At 29.0% G+C, this 16,762-nt stretch carries 16 protein-coding genes; 15 read left to right on the top strand and 1 reads right to left on the bottom strand.

The window, feature by feature from the left end; translation table 11 throughout:
- Window positions 1-74 precede the first annotated feature (74 nt).
- Genes CARM_RS07495 through CARM_RS07425 form a run of 15 tightly spaced genes read left to right on the top strand, consistent with a single transcriptional unit; the run spans window position 75 to window position 15,870 of the window.
- On the top strand, window positions 75-494 hold the full coding sequence (locus CARM_RS07495) for an NAD(P)H-quinone oxidoreductase subunit 3 (protein WP_139426239.1): 420 nt from the start codon (window positions 75-77) through the stop codon (window positions 492-494).
- A complete protein-coding gene (locus CARM_RS07490; protein WP_412842202.1) occupies window positions 491-970 on the top strand; it encodes a NuoB/complex I 20 kDa subunit family protein in 480 nt (159 codons plus the stop codon). The genes CARM_RS07495 and CARM_RS07490 overlap by 4 nt, the downstream gene beginning before the upstream one ends.
- Entirely contained in the window at window positions 970-1,761 is a 792-nt protein-coding gene (locus tag CARM_RS07485; protein WP_236633039.1) for an NADH-quinone oxidoreductase subunit C, read from the top strand. The genes CARM_RS07490 and CARM_RS07485 overlap by 1 nt, the downstream gene beginning before the upstream one ends.
- Window position 1,762: 1 nt before the next feature.
- Window positions 1,763-2,989 carry an NADH dehydrogenase (quinone) subunit D gene (gene nuoD, locus CARM_RS07480; RefSeq protein WP_139426232.1) on the top strand — a complete coding sequence of 409 codons (1,227 nt, stop codon included), beginning with the start codon at window positions 1,763-1,765 and terminating at the stop codon, window positions 2,987-2,989.
- Entirely contained in the window at window positions 2,986-3,213 is a 228-nt protein-coding gene (locus CARM_RS07475) for an NADH-ubiquinone oxidoreductase subunit E family protein (protein ID WP_139426229.1), read from the top strand. The genes nuoD and CARM_RS07475 overlap by 4 nt, the downstream gene beginning before the upstream one ends.
- Window positions 3,210-3,926 carry a hypothetical protein gene (locus tag CARM_RS07470; RefSeq protein ID WP_139426227.1) on the top strand — a complete coding sequence of 239 codons (717 nt, stop codon included), beginning with the start codon at window positions 3,210-3,212 and terminating at the stop codon, window positions 3,924-3,926. Before CARM_RS07475 ends, CARM_RS07470 begins: the two co-directional genes overlap by 4 nt.
- A complete protein-coding gene (locus tag CARM_RS07465) occupies window positions 3,923-6,376 on the top strand; it encodes an NADH-quinone oxidoreductase subunit G (RefSeq protein WP_139426225.1) in 2,454 nt (817 codons plus the stop codon). Before CARM_RS07470 ends, CARM_RS07465 begins: the two co-directional genes overlap by 4 nt.
- Window positions 6,373-7,371 carry an NADH-quinone oxidoreductase subunit NuoH gene (nuoH, locus tag CARM_RS07460; RefSeq protein WP_139426222.1) on the top strand — a complete coding sequence of 333 codons (999 nt, stop codon included), beginning with the start codon at window positions 6,373-6,375 and terminating at the stop codon, window positions 7,369-7,371. The genes CARM_RS07465 and nuoH overlap by 4 nt, the downstream gene beginning before the upstream one ends.
- Before the next feature lie 9 nt (window positions 7,372-7,380).
- A complete protein-coding gene (gene nuoI, locus CARM_RS07455) occupies window positions 7,381-8,013 on the top strand; it encodes an NADH-quinone oxidoreductase subunit NuoI (RefSeq protein ID WP_139426220.1) in 633 nt (210 codons plus the stop codon).
- Entirely contained in the window at window positions 8,006-8,512 is a 507-nt protein-coding gene (locus CARM_RS07450; RefSeq protein WP_139426218.1) for an NADH-quinone oxidoreductase subunit J, read from the top strand. Before nuoI ends, CARM_RS07450 begins: the two co-directional genes overlap by 8 nt.
- Window positions 8,512-8,823, top strand: coding sequence for an NADH-quinone oxidoreductase subunit NuoK (gene nuoK, locus CARM_RS07445; RefSeq protein ID WP_139426258.1), 312 nt, complete (start codon window positions 8,512-8,514; stop codon window positions 8,821-8,823). Before CARM_RS07450 ends, nuoK begins: the two co-directional genes overlap by 1 nt.
- Window positions 8,811-10,613, top strand: a complete 1,803-nt coding sequence (gene nuoL, locus CARM_RS07440) for an NADH-quinone oxidoreductase subunit L (RefSeq protein WP_139426216.1) — start codon at window positions 8,811-8,813, stop codon at window positions 10,611-10,613. The genes nuoK and nuoL overlap by 13 nt, the downstream gene beginning before the upstream one ends.
- 1 nt (window position 10,614) lies before the next feature.
- Entirely contained in the window at window positions 10,615-12,084 is a 1,470-nt protein-coding gene (locus tag CARM_RS07435) for a complex I subunit 4 family protein (RefSeq protein WP_139426214.1), read from the top strand.
- Window positions 12,084-13,487, top strand: coding sequence for an NADH-quinone oxidoreductase subunit N (locus CARM_RS07430; protein WP_139426212.1), 1,404 nt, complete (start codon window positions 12,084-12,086; stop codon window positions 13,485-13,487). The genes CARM_RS07435 and CARM_RS07430 overlap by 1 nt, the downstream gene beginning before the upstream one ends.
- A gap of 19 nt (window positions 13,488-13,506) precedes the next feature.
- Window positions 13,507-15,870 (top strand): tetratricopeptide repeat protein, encoded by a 2,364-nt coding sequence (locus CARM_RS07425; RefSeq protein WP_139426210.1) that lies wholly within the window; start codon window positions 13,507-13,509, stop codon window positions 15,868-15,870.
- Here CARM_RS07425 and miaA read toward each other — a convergent pair.
- A complete protein-coding gene (gene miaA, locus CARM_RS07420; protein WP_139426208.1) occupies window positions 15,861-16,733 on the bottom strand; it encodes a tRNA (adenosine(37)-N6)-dimethylallyltransferase MiaA in 873 nt (290 codons plus the stop codon). The genes CARM_RS07425 and miaA overlap by 10 nt on opposite strands.
- Window positions 16,734-16,762: the final 29 nt, after the last annotated feature.

Genomic DNA, 16,762 nt, shown 5'->3' with positions numbered 1-16,762 from the left:
TTTTTTGATAATAAGTTTTTATATAGCTAAGTTAAAGTAAAATAAATTCTAATTATGCTTGAAAAAGGTTTATTATGACGCACGCAACTATAGAGCATCAATATTTTGGTATATTTGCAATGCTTGTTATTGCAAGTGTTATATTTTTTACTTTAGTATATATTTCTTCCAAAATAGGATCCAAATTAGCTTCTCATAATAGAAAAAAACTTGGACTTGGAATTTATGAGTGTGGACCTATGGCTTCTAAGCAAGCAAATAAAATCAATTCTCAATTTTTTGTTTTTGCTTTAATTTTTATTTTGCTTGATATTGAAGTGGTTTTTTTATTTCCATGGGCGGTGATTTTTAAAGATTTAACTACAGAACTTGCAAAATATGGTTTATCTTTATTTGCTTTAGTGGAAGTATTTGTCTTTATTTTATTGCTTGCAATAGGCTTTTTGTATGCTTATAAAAAAGGAGCATTTGAGTGGCAGAGTATCAAAAAATGAGCACAGCACCTGTTGTTTTAACCACGGTTGATAAGTTAGTGCAATGGGGTAGGAGTAATTCCTTATGGGCGTTATCTTATGGGCTTGCTTGTTGTGCTATTGAAATGATGGCAGCAGGCGGTGCAAGATATGATTTTGATAGATTTGGGACGATTTTTAGGGCAAGTCCTAGACAATCTGAAGTGATGATTATAGCAGGTACTTTAAGTAAAAAGCATGCTGAATTTACAAGAAGGCTTTATGATCAAATGCCAGATCCTAAATGGGTTATTTCTATGGGTTCTTGTGCAAATACGGGTGGTATGTTTAATACTTATTCTACTGTTCAAGGTGTAGATAGAATAATACCTGTAGATATTTATGTGCCAGGTTGTGCGCCACGCCCTGAGACTTTTCAATTTGCACTAATGATACTTCAAAAAAGAATTCGCAAAGAAAAAGCAAGCAGAAAAATCGCTCCAAAAAGGCTTATATGATGAGAAAATATAGCGATAAAAAAAATGTTCAATTGAAAAATTACTATGAAGATAGATTTTATCATGCTCCAAAAACTCAAAAATTAAATTTAGAAAATAGTGTTTTTGAGCAAGATTTTCTTCAAATTTCTCAAAAATTTAAGATTAAAAATTCTTTTATTGAGCTTGATTTTTGGGTGATTGAAATAGAAAAAGATGACAATGTTGTTTTGTTAAATGAGCTTAAAAATTTAGGCTATAGCTGTTTTACCGATGCAAGTGCTATTGATTTTGTGGCGCAAAAAAATGGATTTGAAGTGTATTATCAGCTTTTAAATATGGATAAAAATCTAAGAGTTAGGGTAAAAACCTTTGTAGGTGTAAAAGAAAAGCTTCAAAGTATTATGAGTGTGTTTAAAGGGGCAAATTGGTGTGAGAGAGAAATATATGATATGTTCGGGATTTTCATTATCAATCATCCGAATTTAAAAAGACTTTTGATGCCTGATGATTGGTATGGTCATCCTTTTTTAAAGACTTATCCTTTAGAGGGTGATGAATTTGCCAAATGGTATGAGATTGATAAAATTTTTGGTAAAGAATACCGCCAAGTAGTGGGTGAAGAAAATAGAGATCCAGGTTTTGTTGATGAAAAAGATACTTTAAATTTTAGCCGAATTTATCATGAAGTATCTAAGGGTCAAACTCCAAGAGAAGATAAATACTTGCAAGATTATCAAGAAGAAGATGGCGTTGTGTTTGTGAAAAAAGTTAAAAGAAATCAAGCTAAAATTTTAGATAAGAGAAGATAAAATGCAAATTTCTACTAAATTAAAACCTTATTATGAAAATATAAGCTTTGAGCGTGAAGATGGGGTAATGATAGTCAATCTTGGCCCTCAACACCCAAGTGCTCATGGAAATTTACGCCTTATTTTAGAGCTTGATGGAGAAGAAATCACCAAAGCTACACCTTGCATAGGCTATATGCATCGTGGTATGGAAAAAATGGCTGAAAATATGATTTATCAAGAATTTATCCCAACTACTGATAGAATGGATTATATTGCAGCTAGTGCAAATAATTATGCTTATGTAGCCGCTGTAGAAAAACTTTGTGGCTTAAAAATCCCACGCAGGGCAAGTGTGATAAGGATGATTTTGCTCGAGTTAAATCGCATTGCTTCGCATTTATTATGGCTTGCCACACATGCACTTGATATTGGTGCTATGACGGTGTTTTTATATTGTTTTAGAGAGCGTGAATATGTGCTTGATTTGATAGAAAAGTATTGTGGTGCAAGACTTACACATTCATCTATGAGAATAGGTGGGGTTATGCTTGATTTGCCAGATGGATTTTTAGATGAGCTTTTAGCATTTTGCAATAAATTTCCAAACGATATAAAAGATTATGAAGCTTTGCTTGATGATAATAGGATTTGGAGAGCAAGAACTGAAAATGTAGGTGTTGTAAGCAAAGAAAAAGCTTTGAGTTGGGGTTGTAGTGGAGTTATGTTAAGGGGAAGTGGTATTGCTTATGATATTAGAAAAGAAGAGCCATATTTGCTTTATGATGAGATAGATTTTGGTGTGCCTGTGGCTAAAATGGGCGATTCTTATGCAAGATATAAAGTTTATATGCAAGAATTTAGGGAAAGTTTGAAAATTTTAACCCAATGTGCTTTTTTATATAAAGATACTCCGCCTCAAATTTTATGCGAACATCCTGAGTATGTAAGTGCTTCAAAAGAGCAGATTATGACACAAAATTATTCTTTAATGCAACATTTTGTTTTGGTTACTCAAGGCTTAAAACCTCCAAAAGGAGAGGTTTATGTACCTACTGAAAGTCCTAAAGGTGAGCTTGGATTTTTTATCCATTCAGATGGAAGTGGTAGACCTTATAGATTAAGAGCTAGAACCCCTAGCTTTTTTCATTGTGCATTTTTAGAGGAAATGCTTGTTGGGTCATATTTAGCTGATGCGGTGGCTATTTTAGGAAGTATTAATATAGTTTTAGGTGAGATAGACAGGTGAGACGCGTAGATTTAAGAAAAAGCCAAAATTTATTTAAAGACTTGGAGCAAACCATTCAAAATGCCTATATGGATGAAGTTTTAGTGGTTTTGTTTGAAATAGGGGATTTTTCTAATGTAGAAAAAAGCTTTGCTTTTGTTAAAGAGCAAAATTGTGAGCTTTTAAATTCTTTAAAATTTAATCAAGTAGATTGGACTATAGTATTTAAAAAGGTAGGACAATGAAATTAGTAAAATATCAAGAAGGTCTAAATGCTTTATGTTTTGTGGATTTACTTTCTTTAAAAAATCCTTCACTTTGTGCTAAGCTTAATAAAAGTAAAAATTATAATATTTCTTGTATTGAAGATAAAAATTTAAATGCAAGATTTTATAAGTGTGAAATTGCAAGCATTTCTTTTGTGCTTGCTTTACTTTGCAAAATGAGCTTAGAAGATGAATTTGGTAAGCTAGATGAAGGATATTTGAGTGCTGAATCTTGCTTTGGAGAAGAAGAGGCTTTAGAGGTTTTAGAATTTTTGCAAAATGCTAAATGTATAATCTTTGATGAAAATTTAAAACAACACAAAGATTTTGAAAATATCAAATATTTTTTAACTAAGCTTTGTGAAAAATTTAATCTTGCTTTAGTTTGTACAGATGAAGAAGAAAGTGTTTTAAATGTGCAAAAAGATTTTGATGATTTATTAGAACTTGATAATTTTGATGGTATTGTTGTTTTAAAAAATTCGCTTAAAGATTTAAATTTACATTGTTCTGCTTCTTTTGCTTTGATTGCTAAAGTAAAAGATCAAGATGATATAGAATTAAAACTCAATAATCAAATTTTTAAAACTAAAGTTTGTATTGATTTAAATTTAAAAGGCACTGTGGCTTTGTATGATTACAAAAGCGATGATTTTGCTTTTACAAAAGCTCAGATTAAGGTTATAAAATGAAAGTCATCATTAATGGTATCGAGTGCGAAGCCAATGAGGGTGAGTATATTTTAAATGTAGCTAGAAAAAATGATATTTTCATTCCTGCAATTTGTTATTTAAATGGCTGTTCTCCAACACTTGCTTGCCGTATGTGTATGGTTGAGGCTGATGGTAAAAAGGTTTATTCTTGTAATACCAAAGTAAAAGAAGGTATGGTAGTAGAAAGTGATTTACCAAATTTATGGGATGAGCGTAATGCTATTATGCAAGCTTATTGTGTCAATCATCCTTTGCAATGTGGAGTTTGTGATAAATCCGGTGAGTGTGAGCTTCAAAATTTTACACACAAAGCAAGAGTAAATTTGCAAAATTATTGGATCAAAGATACTCATAAAGAGTGTAAAAAATGGGGTGAGATTAATTATGATCCTGCTTTATGTATAGTATGTGAAAGATGTATCACGGTTTGTAAAGATAAGATAGGCGAAAGTGCTTTAAAAACTACTCCAAGAGGAGCAGATGCTCCTGATGTAAGCTTTAAAGAGAGCATGAGTAAAGACGCACTTGCAATTTGGACTAAATTTCAAAAGAGTTTAATTGCTCCAAGTAATAAAGATGTGCTTGATTGTTCTTTTTGTGGAGAATGTACGAGTGTATGTCCAACTGGAGCTTTGGTGGGTTCAGCTTTTCAATATACATCTAATGCTTGGGAGTTAAAGAAAATACCAGCTAGTAATCCACATTCTAGTGATTGTGAGTTGATGTATTATGATATAAAACAAACTAGCATTAATAATCAAAAGGAAAAAATTTATAGAGTGAGTAATGACTTTGCTTTCGCTACGCTAAATAAAGCCGCAAGATATGGTTTTAACACTCAAAATGAAGTTCAAGGTAAAGATGAAAAAGCTTTTGGAAAATTAGTAGAAATGATAAAAAATAGTGAAATAAAAAATATTTTATTTAATAGTTTTATAACTAATGAAGAAGCTTTAATTTTGCAAAATCTTAGTAAAAAATTTAAACTCTGCCTTATCAACCACGAAGCTAAAAAATTCCAAGATTTTCTAGTTTATTTTTATCAAAATGCAAATGCAATGTATAATGCAAATACAGATGATATTACCCAAAGTGATTTTTTAATCATAGCAGGTTCGTTTTTAAGATATGATGCGCCAACTCTTGGATATAAGGTTAATAATGCTTTAGTGATGAATAAAGGTGCGGGAGTTTATTTTCATCCTATTAAAGATAAAGGTGTTGATAAATATTCTAAAAATCTTTTGCAAATTAACCATGATATTAAAAATAATGAAGATATTTTGCTTTTTATCTTGCAAAAATTTGCAAAAGAACTCCCGCTAGATTTGCAAACTATTGTTGAAAAAGCATACTATGAAGATAGCAAAGAAATAGAAGAAACTATCAATGAAGAAGTGATAGAAAAGATAGAAAAACAAAACGAAAATGGTGAAACTATCATAGAAGAAGTTAAAAAAATGGTGCCTAAAAAGATTAAAAAAAGCATAGAAGTGCAAAGATCAAGCTATGCAAAAAATCTTGGTGTAGATGAGGATATTTTAGAAAATTTATTAATAAAAAAACAAAAATTTACGCTTATTATAGGAAGTGATTTTTATTATGATGAACAAAGTGCTAAATTAGCAAAACTTTGTGCTATGGTGCAAAAATATACCGAATTTAAAGTGTTTTTAATCCCAACTTGTACTAATACTTTGGGTGTGAGTTTAATTTGTGATTTAAATCAAGATTTTCAAGCAGGAAAAACATTAGGTTATAATGAAAAGGGTGATTTTAGCTTTTCTTATGATGGACATTGTGATTTAGCAAGCTCTAGTTTAAATCAGCAAGAAGGAAGTTTTGTAAATTATGATAAAAGATTGGTTCCTACTAATGCAGCTTTGGAATTTAAAGGATATTTTTTAAATGATTTGGCAAATGCTTTAGGATTTAATGAAGAATTTACCATCAATTATACTAAGCTTTTACCACAAGATAAGGGCTTTAGAGCAATTGATTTTGATGATTTAAGCAATTATTATGACAATGGTGGAAAAAACTATCGTGGCTATGAGCTTGATTTTTCTCACTTTGAGTTTGAAAAAACTTTAAACACTCAAGAAGTCAAAGCGCAAAATGAAGGAAATTTAACTTTATATCATGCAAATAGTATTCATCAGTTTTCAAAGCTTAGTAATAGAGCTTTCAATGAAGTTGGAGTTTTGTTTTTATCATCTGATTTAATGCAAAAATTTGAATTAAATCAAGATGATAGTGTTATTTTAAAAAATGAAAAAATTCAAATTGCTATAAGTGTAAAAAGTGATGATTCTTTAGAAAATGGTGCATATTTGGGCGATTATGATAGTAAGATTGATTATAAATCTTTATTTGATAATACTCGATATGTAAAAGTTTGGCTTGAAAAAGCAGGAGCTAAAATATGAGCGATATTACTTTTTTTATTATAGAAACTATTATTAAATGTGTGCTTGTTATAGCTATTTTTGCTACTTTAGCAGGTTTAGCAACTTACCTTGAAAGAAAGGCTTTAGCTTTATTTCATCGTCGTTTGGGGCCTGATATGGTAGGTCCTTTTGGTTTGCTTCAAGTGGTTGCTGATATGATTAAGCTTTTTACTAAAGAAGATATAGTGCCAACTTATGCTCAAAAAGTGGTATTTTTAATTGCTCCATTAATAGCGGCAATTTGTGCTTTTATAGCAATTGCAGCTATACCTATTTTTCCTGAATTTACTTTATTTGGTAGGGTAATTCGCCCTATTGTAGCTGATATTAATGTGGCTTTACTCTTTGTTATAGGTATGGGTGGGGTTAGTTTTTATGCAATTTTTTTAGGTGGTTTAGCTAGTAATAATAAATGGTCATTGTTAGGTGGAGCTAGAGGGCTTGTTTCTATCATTTCTTATGAGAGTGTTGCAGGACTTTCTTTGGTATGTGTGGTGATGCTTGTAGGATCTTTATCTTTAGTAGATATTAATAATTATCAAAGTGAAGGCATGCTTTCTTGGCTTATTTTTAAACAACCTTTAGCTTTTATTTTATTTGTTATAGCAATTTTTATAGAAACCAATAGAACCCCGCTTTGTTTAAGTGAAAATGAAACTGAACTTGTTTCAGGTTATGGAACAGAGTATTCAGGACTTAGATGGGGTATGTTTTTTATAGGTGAATATACAGCTATGATCACTGGAGCGATTATGATATCGCTTTTATTTTTGGGCGGATTTAATGATTTTTGGATTATACCAGGAGCTCTTATGATGCTTTTGAAGGTTTCTTTTGTGTTTTTTTGGTATTTTTGGGCTAGAGGTGCTTTTCCGCAATTACGCCCTGATCAAGTAATGAGAATGTGTTATTTGGTTTTAATACCTTTAGCAGTTTTAAATTTATTAATTAGTGCTTTAGTGCTTGTTATATAGGAAAAAATAATGAAAAAAGGCTATTTTAAAGTAGATTTTGAGCGTAAAAATCCTCAAAATGCTTATGAAAAATTTATACAAGTAATTAAGCGTTCTTTAAATACAGAACTTTTTGTGGGTTTGTTTGTAGTGCTAAGAGAAATGTTTAAAAAAAATAATAGTGCAACGATTAAATACCCATTAGAAAAAGTTTCGCTAGATAATCGCTACCGTGCAGTACATCGTTTAATGCGTTTTATTGAAAGTGAAAATGAATGCTGTATTGGTTGTGGGTTGTGTGAAAAAATTTGCATTAGCAATTGTATAAGAATGGAAACATCTTTAGGCGAAGATGGGCGTAAAAAGGTTGAAAATTATAGTATTAATTTAGGGCGTTGTATTTATTGTGGATTTTGTGCTGATGTTTGTCCTGAATTAGCCATTGTGCATGGTAAGGAGTATGAAAATGCAGCAGAACAAAGATCTTATTTTGGTCAAAAGCAAGATTTTTTAACCCCTATTGATGAGCTAAAAAATCAAGTTATTTTTGAAGGAAGCGGTAGTCTTAGAAAAGATGCCGATATTTTAGTGAAGAAAACTCCAAATTATTATGAAATAGATTTACAAAGACAACAAGATGCTCCAAAGGAAGAAAATGTTTGAAACTATAGCTTTTTGTTTATTAAGTGTTTTGGTGTTGGGATTTTTTTTAATTAGCGTTTTAAGCACCAGTGTGCTTTATGCTATTAGTTCTTTGGCTGCTGCTATGATTTTTTTAAGTGGATTTTATTTTTTACTTAATGCTGAATTTATTGGAGCAATACAAATTATCGTTTATAGTGGAGCTATTTTGGGTCTTTATAGTTTTGCTATGATGTTTTTTGATGCTTCTATAAAAGTAAAAGAGAGTTTAAAAGGAAAGAGAATATTTATCTTTGCTGTGATTTTTAGTGCGATTTTGTTAATTAGCATTATTATGGGCTATAATTTTGACTTAAATGAAACAAGTGAAATTTATAGTCTTGATTCTACCCAGCAAATAGGTTTTGCTTTATTTACAAAATATATGCTCGCCTTTGAATTTATGGCAATTTTGCTTTTAATAGCTTTAGTATGTGCAATTGTTTTAACCCAAAAAAACATCAAAAAGGATGAGCAATGATGCTAGAAAAGTATTATATTGTGGCTATTATAATGTTTATCATTGGTCTTATAGGTATAATAAAACGCCAAAATTTAATTATGCTTTTTATTTCAAGTGAAATTTTACTAAATGCTGCAAATTTAGCTTTAGTTACCGCAGGAGCTTCACATAAAGACATAGAAGGACAAATTTTTGCTCTTTTTGTTATGGGGGTTGCAGCTTGTGAAGTAGCTGTTGGGATAGCACTTTGTGTTTTATGGTATAGAAAAACAGGAACTTTAGAGCTTAATTCTTTGGAAGAAAAAGGAGATATAAAATGCAAAATTTAGCTTTAATTGCACTTTTTTCTCCTTTAGTATCGGCTATTGTTTTAGGTGCTTTTTCTTTTGGTATTAAAAGAATTTTCTTGGGTTATGTGGCTACCTTATTAATAGCAGTATCAGCTATTGCTTCGTTGATTTTGCTTATTAAAGGTGTATTTTTTGATTTTAAACTTGGGATATGGATTTCCTTAATAGATGTAAATTTCGGTTTTAAAATAGATTCTATAACACTTATTATGATGAATGTTGTTAGCATTGTTGCGACATTTGTGCATCTATATAGTATATTTTATATGAAAGAAGATAAAGGATTTAATCGCTATTTTAGTTATTTAGGACTTTTTGTTTTTTCTATGATGTTTTTGATTATGAGTGATAATTTTCTAGGACTTTTCATAGGTTGGGAGGGTGTTGGACTTTGCTCTTGGCTTTTGATTGGCTTTTGGTATCATAATGAAAAATACACTTTTGCTGCTAATGAAGCTTTTATTATGAATAGAATTGCTGATTTGGCTTTACTTTTGGGAATTTTTTTAATTTACATAGAGTTTAATTCATTAAGATATGACGAATTTTTTGCGTTGTTGTATTTAGATTATGAAAATAACAAGATTTTGGTTTTAATTGCTATTTTGTTGTTTATAGGTGCTATGGGAAAATCCGCACAATTTCCTTTTCACACCTGGCTTGCTGATGCAATGGCTGGACCTACGCCAGTTTCTGCATTAATTCATGCTGCGACTATGGTTACAGCTGGTGTGTATTTGATTATCCGTATAGGAGAGCTTTATTTGCAAGTTCCTGAAGTAGGTTATATCATCGCATTTATTGGAACATTTGTAGCGTTTTTTGCTGCTTCTATGGCTATGGTTGCTAAAGATTTAAAAAGAATTATTGCTTATTCAACACTTTCGCAACTTGGATATATGTTTGTTGCGGCGGGTCTTGGCGCTTATGCTATAGCTTTATTTCATCTTGCAACTCATGCGTTTTTTAAATCTTTATTATTCTTAGGTGCTGGTAATGTTATGCATGCAATGAACGATAAGCTTGATATTAGTAAAATGGGTGGGCTTTATAAAAGTATGAAAACTAGTGCTATTTTAATGCTTATTGGTTCTTTGGCTTTATCAGGAATTTATCCTTTTGCTGGATTTTTCTCTAAAGATTTGATTTTAGGTTTTTCTTTTATAAGTCATCACCATGGAATATTTTTAATACTTTTAATAACAGCTTTTATGACAGCTTTTTATAGTTTTAGACTTTTAATGCTTGTTTTCTTTACTCCAAAAAGACATGAATTACATCCTCATGAAGCAAGTAAAATTGCTTTATTTGCTATGAGTCCTTTGGCATTATTTGCGATTTTTATGGGTTTTTTTGAACATGATTTTATGGAATTTGTAAGCACACAATTAGCTTTTATTAATGCTCAAACTATTTTAGTAATGGTGATTTCAAGCATTGTTGCTATATTGGGTGTATTTTTGGCAATTATTGCTTATAGGAAAAATTGGTTTAAACCTTCGCTTGCGAAAACAAATTTATATAAACTCTTGTTTAATGAATACTATATACCTAAATTTTATCATCATTTTTTAGTTGATAAATATACTTTGTTTTGTGATTTTTTAAGAAAAACAGATAAAGAAGTTTTGGATACTTTAGTAAATAGTATAGCATTTTTTTTAAAAATACTAGCAAGGACACTCAGCGTAGATAAAGATTTTTCCTTAGCTTTAAGAATTTCTATCCTTGCTTTTGTTTGTTTATTTCTTTTAACTTTGGTGGTGTAGAATGCTCGGTTTGTTGATGTTATTTCCCTTTTTTGCTTTTTTTATAGCTTTATTTTTGCAAAAAGAAGATAGTAAATCTTTTGCAATTTTGGTTAGTTTTTTAATTTTAGTTTTAAATATTTTTTTATTAGTAAACTATCAAGGCGGTGTGGCTTATGAGTTTAGTTTGAATTCTTTGATAGTTAATTTTCATATAGGTGTAGATGCCATAGCGCTTTATTTGATATTGCTTTGTTCTATAATGATTTTTTTATCTTTTGTATGTTTAGATATACAAGATAAAAGTGTAGTGATGAGTATATTTTTATTACAATTTTGCATTATAGGACTTTTTGCTTCATTAGATGCATTGTTGTTTTATGTATTTTGGGAATTTTCTCTTATACCACTTATTTATTTAATAGGAAGATATTCAGATAATTATAAAGCAGGGATTAAATTTTTTATTTACGCATTTTGTGGTTCTATGCTAATGCTTTTATCTATTGTTTATACCGGATTTTTATATTATCAGAGTTTTGGATATTGGAGTTTTGATTTACTTGCTTGGTATAAAAATGATTTTACAATATCTGAAAATATACAAAATCTAATATTCATAGGCTTTTTTGTTGCTTTTGCAATCAAAAGTCCTTTATTTCCATTTCATACTTGGGCGCCTAAAGTATATGCAAAAAGTCCAACTTTGGTATCTATAATGCTTGTAAGTTTTAAAATGGCGCCTTTTGGATTTTTAAGATTTATTTTGCCTTTAACACCTGATACTTTAAGTCATTATCATTCCTTACTTGCTATTTTGTGCATAGTTGGGATTTTATATGCAGCTTTGATTGCTTTTAAAACTAAAGATTTAAAAGAGTTGATTGCTTATAGTTCTATTTCACATTTGGGTGTGATTATTTTAGGAATAGTTACTTTTACATATAATGGAGTTAGTGGTTCTATTTTTTATATGTTTGCACATGGTATAGTAACGGGTGGTTTATTTTTAGCTGCTTATATGCTTTATACAAGATATTATACTTTCGATTTAGATTTTTATAAAAATTTAGCTAAAAAAACTCCTTTATTTAGCTTTTTCTTTGCAGTATTATTATTTTCTTCTATCTCATTACCACTAACTATTTCTTTTGTTGGGGAATTTTTAATTTTACAAGGCGTAGCAAGTGTAAATTTGTGGTATGCATTGTTTGCAGGCGGTGTGATTGTTTTAGGAGCTATTTATATGCTAAATATTTATAGAAATATGTTCTTTGCTACTTGTGAAAAAAATATAGAAAAGTTAGTATTAAAAAAGAGTGAAATTTTTGTTTTAGGTATTTTATGTGCTTTAGTGCTTTATTTAGGAATAGCCCCAAGTGTTATGCTTGATCAAATTGCTTCTAATGTAAATAGTATTCTTGATGTTATGCAAACAAGAAATATTGCAATAGAAAATCAAAAAATCATAGACAATATAAGAGGTTTTTAATGAGTGGTTTTAGTCTAGAAAAATTAAATTTTGTATTATTATTTCCTGTGTTGTCATTGCTTTTTTGGGCTATTGTATTGCTTTTATTAGGAGCGTTTAAAAAACTCTCTAGAAATTTTTATATAGGAGCAAGTGTTATAGCTTTGCTTAGTGCCTTGTGTTTTTTATTGCTTTACAATGGCTTTGTTTTAAATGACTCTCATGCTTTTTTTGGTTTATTTGTAAGTGATAATTATGCTATTTTTACTCAAATAGTTATTTTAGTTTTTTCTATGCTTTATTTGTTAATGGATAAAGATGAACAAAAGGCAGAATTTTTCTCTTTGTTTTTGTTTATGGTAGCTTCTTTAATATTAATGGTATCAAGCACTAATCTAATCGTGATTTTCTTGGCTTTAGAAGGTTCTTCTTTGGCTCTTTATACGCTTATTGCTTTAAGAGGAACTCACAATGCTATTAGTTCTAGTATAAAGTATTTTGCTTTGGCAGCTGTTGGCGCTGGATTTTTTGTTTTTGCATGTGCTTTTGTGTATTTAAAAATCAAATCTTTGGATTTGGATATTTTATTGCATTCAGAGTATATTTCAGACCCTATTTTGCTTTGTGCTGGAGTAATGTTTTTGGTTATTGTTGGAGTAAAACTTTCTATCGCACCTTTTCATTTTTGGTTAAAAGATGTATATTGTGGGGTGCATACGAATTTTATAGCATTTATTTCTATAGTGCCAAAAATTGCTATGATTATAGTAGTGTTAAGAATTTTTTCTGCTTTAGGTGGCGGGGTAAAATTTGAATATATTGTAGCGCTATTAGCAATTTTTTCTATGTTAGCTGTAAGTATAGTAGCGCTCATTCAAAAAGATGTAAAAAAAATGCTCGCATACAGCTCTATCACTCATTCTTCTTTTATATTGGCAGCTATTGTTTCTAGTATGAGTGTAAGTTCTCAAGGTGATGGTACTTCTTATTTGTTATCAGTTTTTGCTTTGTTTGTATATTGGATTTCATTTGCTTTTGCAAATTATGGAGTTTTCTTGATATTAAGTTTATTTAAAAAAAGCTCATTTGAAAGTTTTTCAGGTCTATTCGATCAAAGACCTGTATTATCTATAATGCTTGCCATATTTATTTTATGTATCGCAGGTATTCCACCTTTTGGAATTTTTTGGGGTAAAATTTTGATCTTAGCTTCTATTTTAAATTCAGGTTATTATGTGCTTGTATTTGCTGTAGCTTTAAGTTCTATGATTATGCTTTATGCTTATTTAAAAATTTTAATTTATATATTTTTTAAACAAGAACAGGCAATAGAAAGTGTTAATTTAAATATAAGGCAAAAAATTATTTTAAGTATATGTTTTATAGGAAGTCTTTCTTTGCATATTTTTGCTTTTGTAAAATAATATTGCTATAATCACGCTTATGATAAGAATAATTGTTTTATTTTTTTTAAGTGTAATATACGCATTGTCCTTTGAGATTGTTGTTAATAAGGGAGAAGAAAATAAACGCCCATTTACTCTTTTGCACTTAAAAGATGATAAAGACTTTACTTGTAAGAGTGTTTTTGAATTTGAAAAAACTCATTTTGAGTGTAATATTTTAGGTGTGAGTAATATGCAATTTCAAAATAAAGAATTCGATACATTTTCTCTTTATTTTGAAAAACAGCAAACCTTTTTAACAATCAAAATATATCCTAAAATTTTAGCAAAAATGTTTAATTACTCTCAGAATATCTTTAATGCTAAAGATATTCAAGCACAAAATGGTGATACATCTAAGCACTTTGTTTTTATTTTTACAGAAGATTTGAGATATTATAAACCAAGCGATGGTCTTGATTTTAATATTTATTTTGAAGATGCACTGATGCCATATATTGGAGCTTTAGATTTAAATTCTAATCCTATGGAGACTTCAAAAAGTGCGGATTTTAATACTTATTTTAATATTAAACAAGAATATGAAGCAAAAAAATACGATCAAGTTTTAAGAGATTCAAATAATGCTATAAAGCGTTTTCAAGGTAGTGTCTTTATGAATGAATTTGAGCTTTATAAGCTAAGGGCACAAAATAAATTATACACTTATGAATTAGATAAAGATCAGCAAATTTTAGAGCAAATGCTAGATGATGCTAAAAGATGGGTAAGAACTTATATTAACGATAAAGATTATACAGAAGTGATGTATATTATGATGAGAATTTATATGGGTTTATCTCAAAGATCTAATGTGGAATATGTTATAAATACTTTAACTACTGAGCATAAAAATGATAAATTTACCACAATGGCTTTGCTCGATTATGCAGATTATTTATATAATTTAGGTAAAAAAACCACAGCTAATAATATTTATCAAGATGTGTATTATTCTACGCTAAATCCAGATTTGGCTAGTAGGGCTGCTTTGTTTTTATCAAAAAATTATTTAGAAACCAAAAATACAAAAGAAGCTAAAGAATTGGCTAGTAAAATTTTAGAATCAAACCCTAAATTTTTTATAAGTGAATTAGATAATTCTTTATTATTAGCAAAAGCTTTTAGCAATAATAGAATTTATGATTTGAGTTCTAAAATTTATGAGTATATTTTTTCAAATCTTTCTAAAGTAGATAAAGAATATGAAAAAGTTTTAAAAGATCTTGCTTTATCTTTATTAAATGCAGGTGAATATACTAAGGCTCAAAAATATCTTGATATTTATGCAGATGATTTTCCTTTGGGTGAATATATAAATTTAATCAAAGAAGCACAAGATGAAAATTTTTTATATTTAAAAGATGCTAATGCAAGCTTCTTGCATCAAAAATATGATGAAATTATGCGAAAATATGCAGGTGAAATTTCTAGTAAAGCTTTGTCTGACAATGTAAAATTATATTTTCAAGAAAAAAATTATGAAAAAGTTGTAAGTTATCAAAAAGATATAGAAAAATACTCCAATAAAGAAGTAAAAAATCTTTTAGAGCAATCTGCTATTTTTGTCTTAGAAAAAAAATTAAAAAACGATGAATGTTTGGATGCAGTTGAAATATATGATGATTTCAAAGCCTATAATGTCGGGGGTAAAATTCACAATAAAAAGCAAATGCTTGAGTGTTTTAAACGAACAACTCGTATTGAAGAAGCTAAAAAATATATAGTAGAAAATGAGAAAGATGATCTAATTTTTTATAAGCTTCAAAGCGCTGATTTGGCTTTAAAGGATAAGCGTTATTCTTTTGTAATTAAGACTATAAATGATATTTTAAATACAAGAACTATTATTAGTGATAATGAAAAATTTGAAGCAAATTATATTAAATTTTTTGCAGAACTCGGACTTGAAGACTATAACGCTATGATAAGAACTTTACAAAAATTAGAACAATTCCCTATGAATTATCGTATGGTTGAGTTATATTATGAGTTTTTGCGATATTGTGAGAAAAATAATTTTTCTACAAGTATTTTAACTTATGCACCAAAAGCGATTGATTATCAAAATTTAAAAGGGGTAAACCTTTTTACACCAGATCTTGAATTTATATATATTAAAGCTTTAAAACAAAATAATCAAGCCCAAAAAGCCTTAGGATTGTTTAAAGATTTATTAGCTAATCCTTTGAAAGATGATGAGCGCGCGAGAACTTTTTATATACAAAGTGATGTATATGAAGATTTAAAAGATGTAAAAAATCAAAAGCAAAGCTTGCAAAATTGTATTGATATTAATACTACAAGTAATTGGCAAAGTTTGTGTAAAGATAAATTAAATATTTTAAATACTCAACCATAGTTATTTAAAATAAATTGTTTTAAATTTTCATAAGTATTTTCATGACTTAGAATCTTTTTAGTGAATTTTTTATTAAAAGTTCTTTGTCTTTTAGCAAGTTGTCTTGTGTGGATAATGATAAGTTCTTCAAGTTCTTTTTGATTAATTTTTTTATCTAAAAAATCTTTACATTCTTTTAAACCTATCGAATTTAATGCTTTTAAATTGTTATCATAGTTTTCAAATAGCATTTTGGCTTCGTCTAACAAACCCTCTTTAAACATATTTTTTGTGCGTTTAATAATGCGTTTTTCTAAAATATCTTTTTGCCAAGAAATTTCAAAAATATCAAGTTTTTTAATAAGTGGTTCTTGTTTGGTTTCTTTTAAGACTTCACTTGGAATTTTATGGGTTTGCTCATAAATTCCAAGCCATTTTTTTAAACGATAGGTATCGTTTTTTTCTATTTTGGCATTTTTATCAATTTCTATCATTAAATTATAAATTTCATCGTTACTTAAAGTGCTTTGACTTTCTTTAAAATCCATACTTAATCCATCTATTAATGCTTTTAAATAAAAACTAGTGCCACCGGTGATAATGAGCATTTGATTATTTTTTTGAGCAAAATCTTTTGCTTTTTTGTATTCTTCAAAAAATAAAGCAATATTAAAATGCTCATCAACATTTAATAAATTTATACCAAAATAATCAAGCTCATTTAAAGTCTTTTTATCAGTTTTTGCAGAAGCAATATTGATTTGTTTATACACACAAAGACTATCAAGACTTAAAATACTCCCATTAAATTCATAAGCTAATTTATTTGCAAGTTCTGTTTTTCCACTTGCGGTGGTTCCAATGAGAGCAAATTCGAAAAACATCGTAAAAATATCCTAAATTTAAAATTATT

The organism is Campylobacter armoricus, from assembly GCF_013372105.1.
Classification (GTDB): Bacteria; Campylobacterota; Campylobacteria; order Campylobacterales; family Campylobacteraceae; genus Campylobacter_D; species Campylobacter_D armoricus.
Note: the sequence above shows the minus strand (reverse complement) of the source record. Positions and strands in the feature narration are given on the sequence as shown.

Excerpts from the sequence above, each read along its gene's own strand:
- CARM_RS07485 (WP_236633039.1), top strand. The coding sequence starts at position 970 with ATGAGAAAATATAGCGATAAAAAAAATGTTCAATTGAAAAATTACTAT.
- nuoD (WP_139426232.1), top strand. The coding sequence starts at position 1,763 with ATGCAAATTTCTACTAAATTAAAACCTTATTATGAAAATATAAGCTTT.
- CARM_RS07465 (WP_139426225.1), top strand. The coding sequence starts at position 3,923 with ATGAAAGTCATCATTAATGGTATCGAGTGCGAAGCCAATGAGGGTGAG.
- nuoK (WP_139426258.1), top strand. The coding sequence starts at position 8,512 with ATGCTAGAAAAGTATTATATTGTGGCTATTATAATGTTTATCATTGGT.
- nuoI (WP_139426220.1), top strand. The coding sequence starts at position 7,381 with ATGAAAAAAGGCTATTTTAAAGTAGATTTTGAGCGTAAAAATCCTCAA.
- CARM_RS07450 (WP_139426218.1), top strand. The coding sequence starts at position 8,006 with ATGTTTGAAACTATAGCTTTTTGTTTATTAAGTGTTTTGGTGTTGGGA.
- CARM_RS07495 (WP_139426239.1), top strand. The coding sequence starts at position 75 with ATGACGCACGCAACTATAGAGCATCAATATTTTGGTATATTTGCAATG.
- miaA (WP_139426208.1), bottom strand. The coding sequence starts at position 16,733 with ATGTTTTTCGAATTTGCTCTCATTGGAACCACCGCAAGTGGAAAAACA.
- CARM_RS07435 (WP_139426214.1), top strand. The coding sequence starts at position 10,615 with ATGCTCGGTTTGTTGATGTTATTTCCCTTTTTTGCTTTTTTTATAGCT.
- CARM_RS07425 (WP_139426210.1), top strand. The coding sequence starts at position 13,507 with ATGATAAGAATAATTGTTTTATTTTTTTTAAGTGTAATATACGCATTG.
- nuoH (WP_139426222.1), top strand. The coding sequence starts at position 6,373 with ATGAGCGATATTACTTTTTTTATTATAGAAACTATTATTAAATGTGTG.
- CARM_RS07430 (WP_139426212.1), top strand. The coding sequence starts at position 12,084 with ATGAGTGGTTTTAGTCTAGAAAAATTAAATTTTGTATTATTATTTCCT.
- CARM_RS07490 (WP_412842202.1), top strand. The coding sequence starts at position 491 with ATGAGCACAGCACCTGTTGTTTTAACCACGGTTGATAAGTTAGTGCAA.
- nuoL (WP_139426216.1), top strand. The coding sequence starts at position 8,811 with ATGCAAAATTTAGCTTTAATTGCACTTTTTTCTCCTTTAGTATCGGCT.
- CARM_RS07470 (WP_139426227.1), top strand. The coding sequence starts at position 3,210 with ATGAAATTAGTAAAATATCAAGAAGGTCTAAATGCTTTATGTTTTGTG.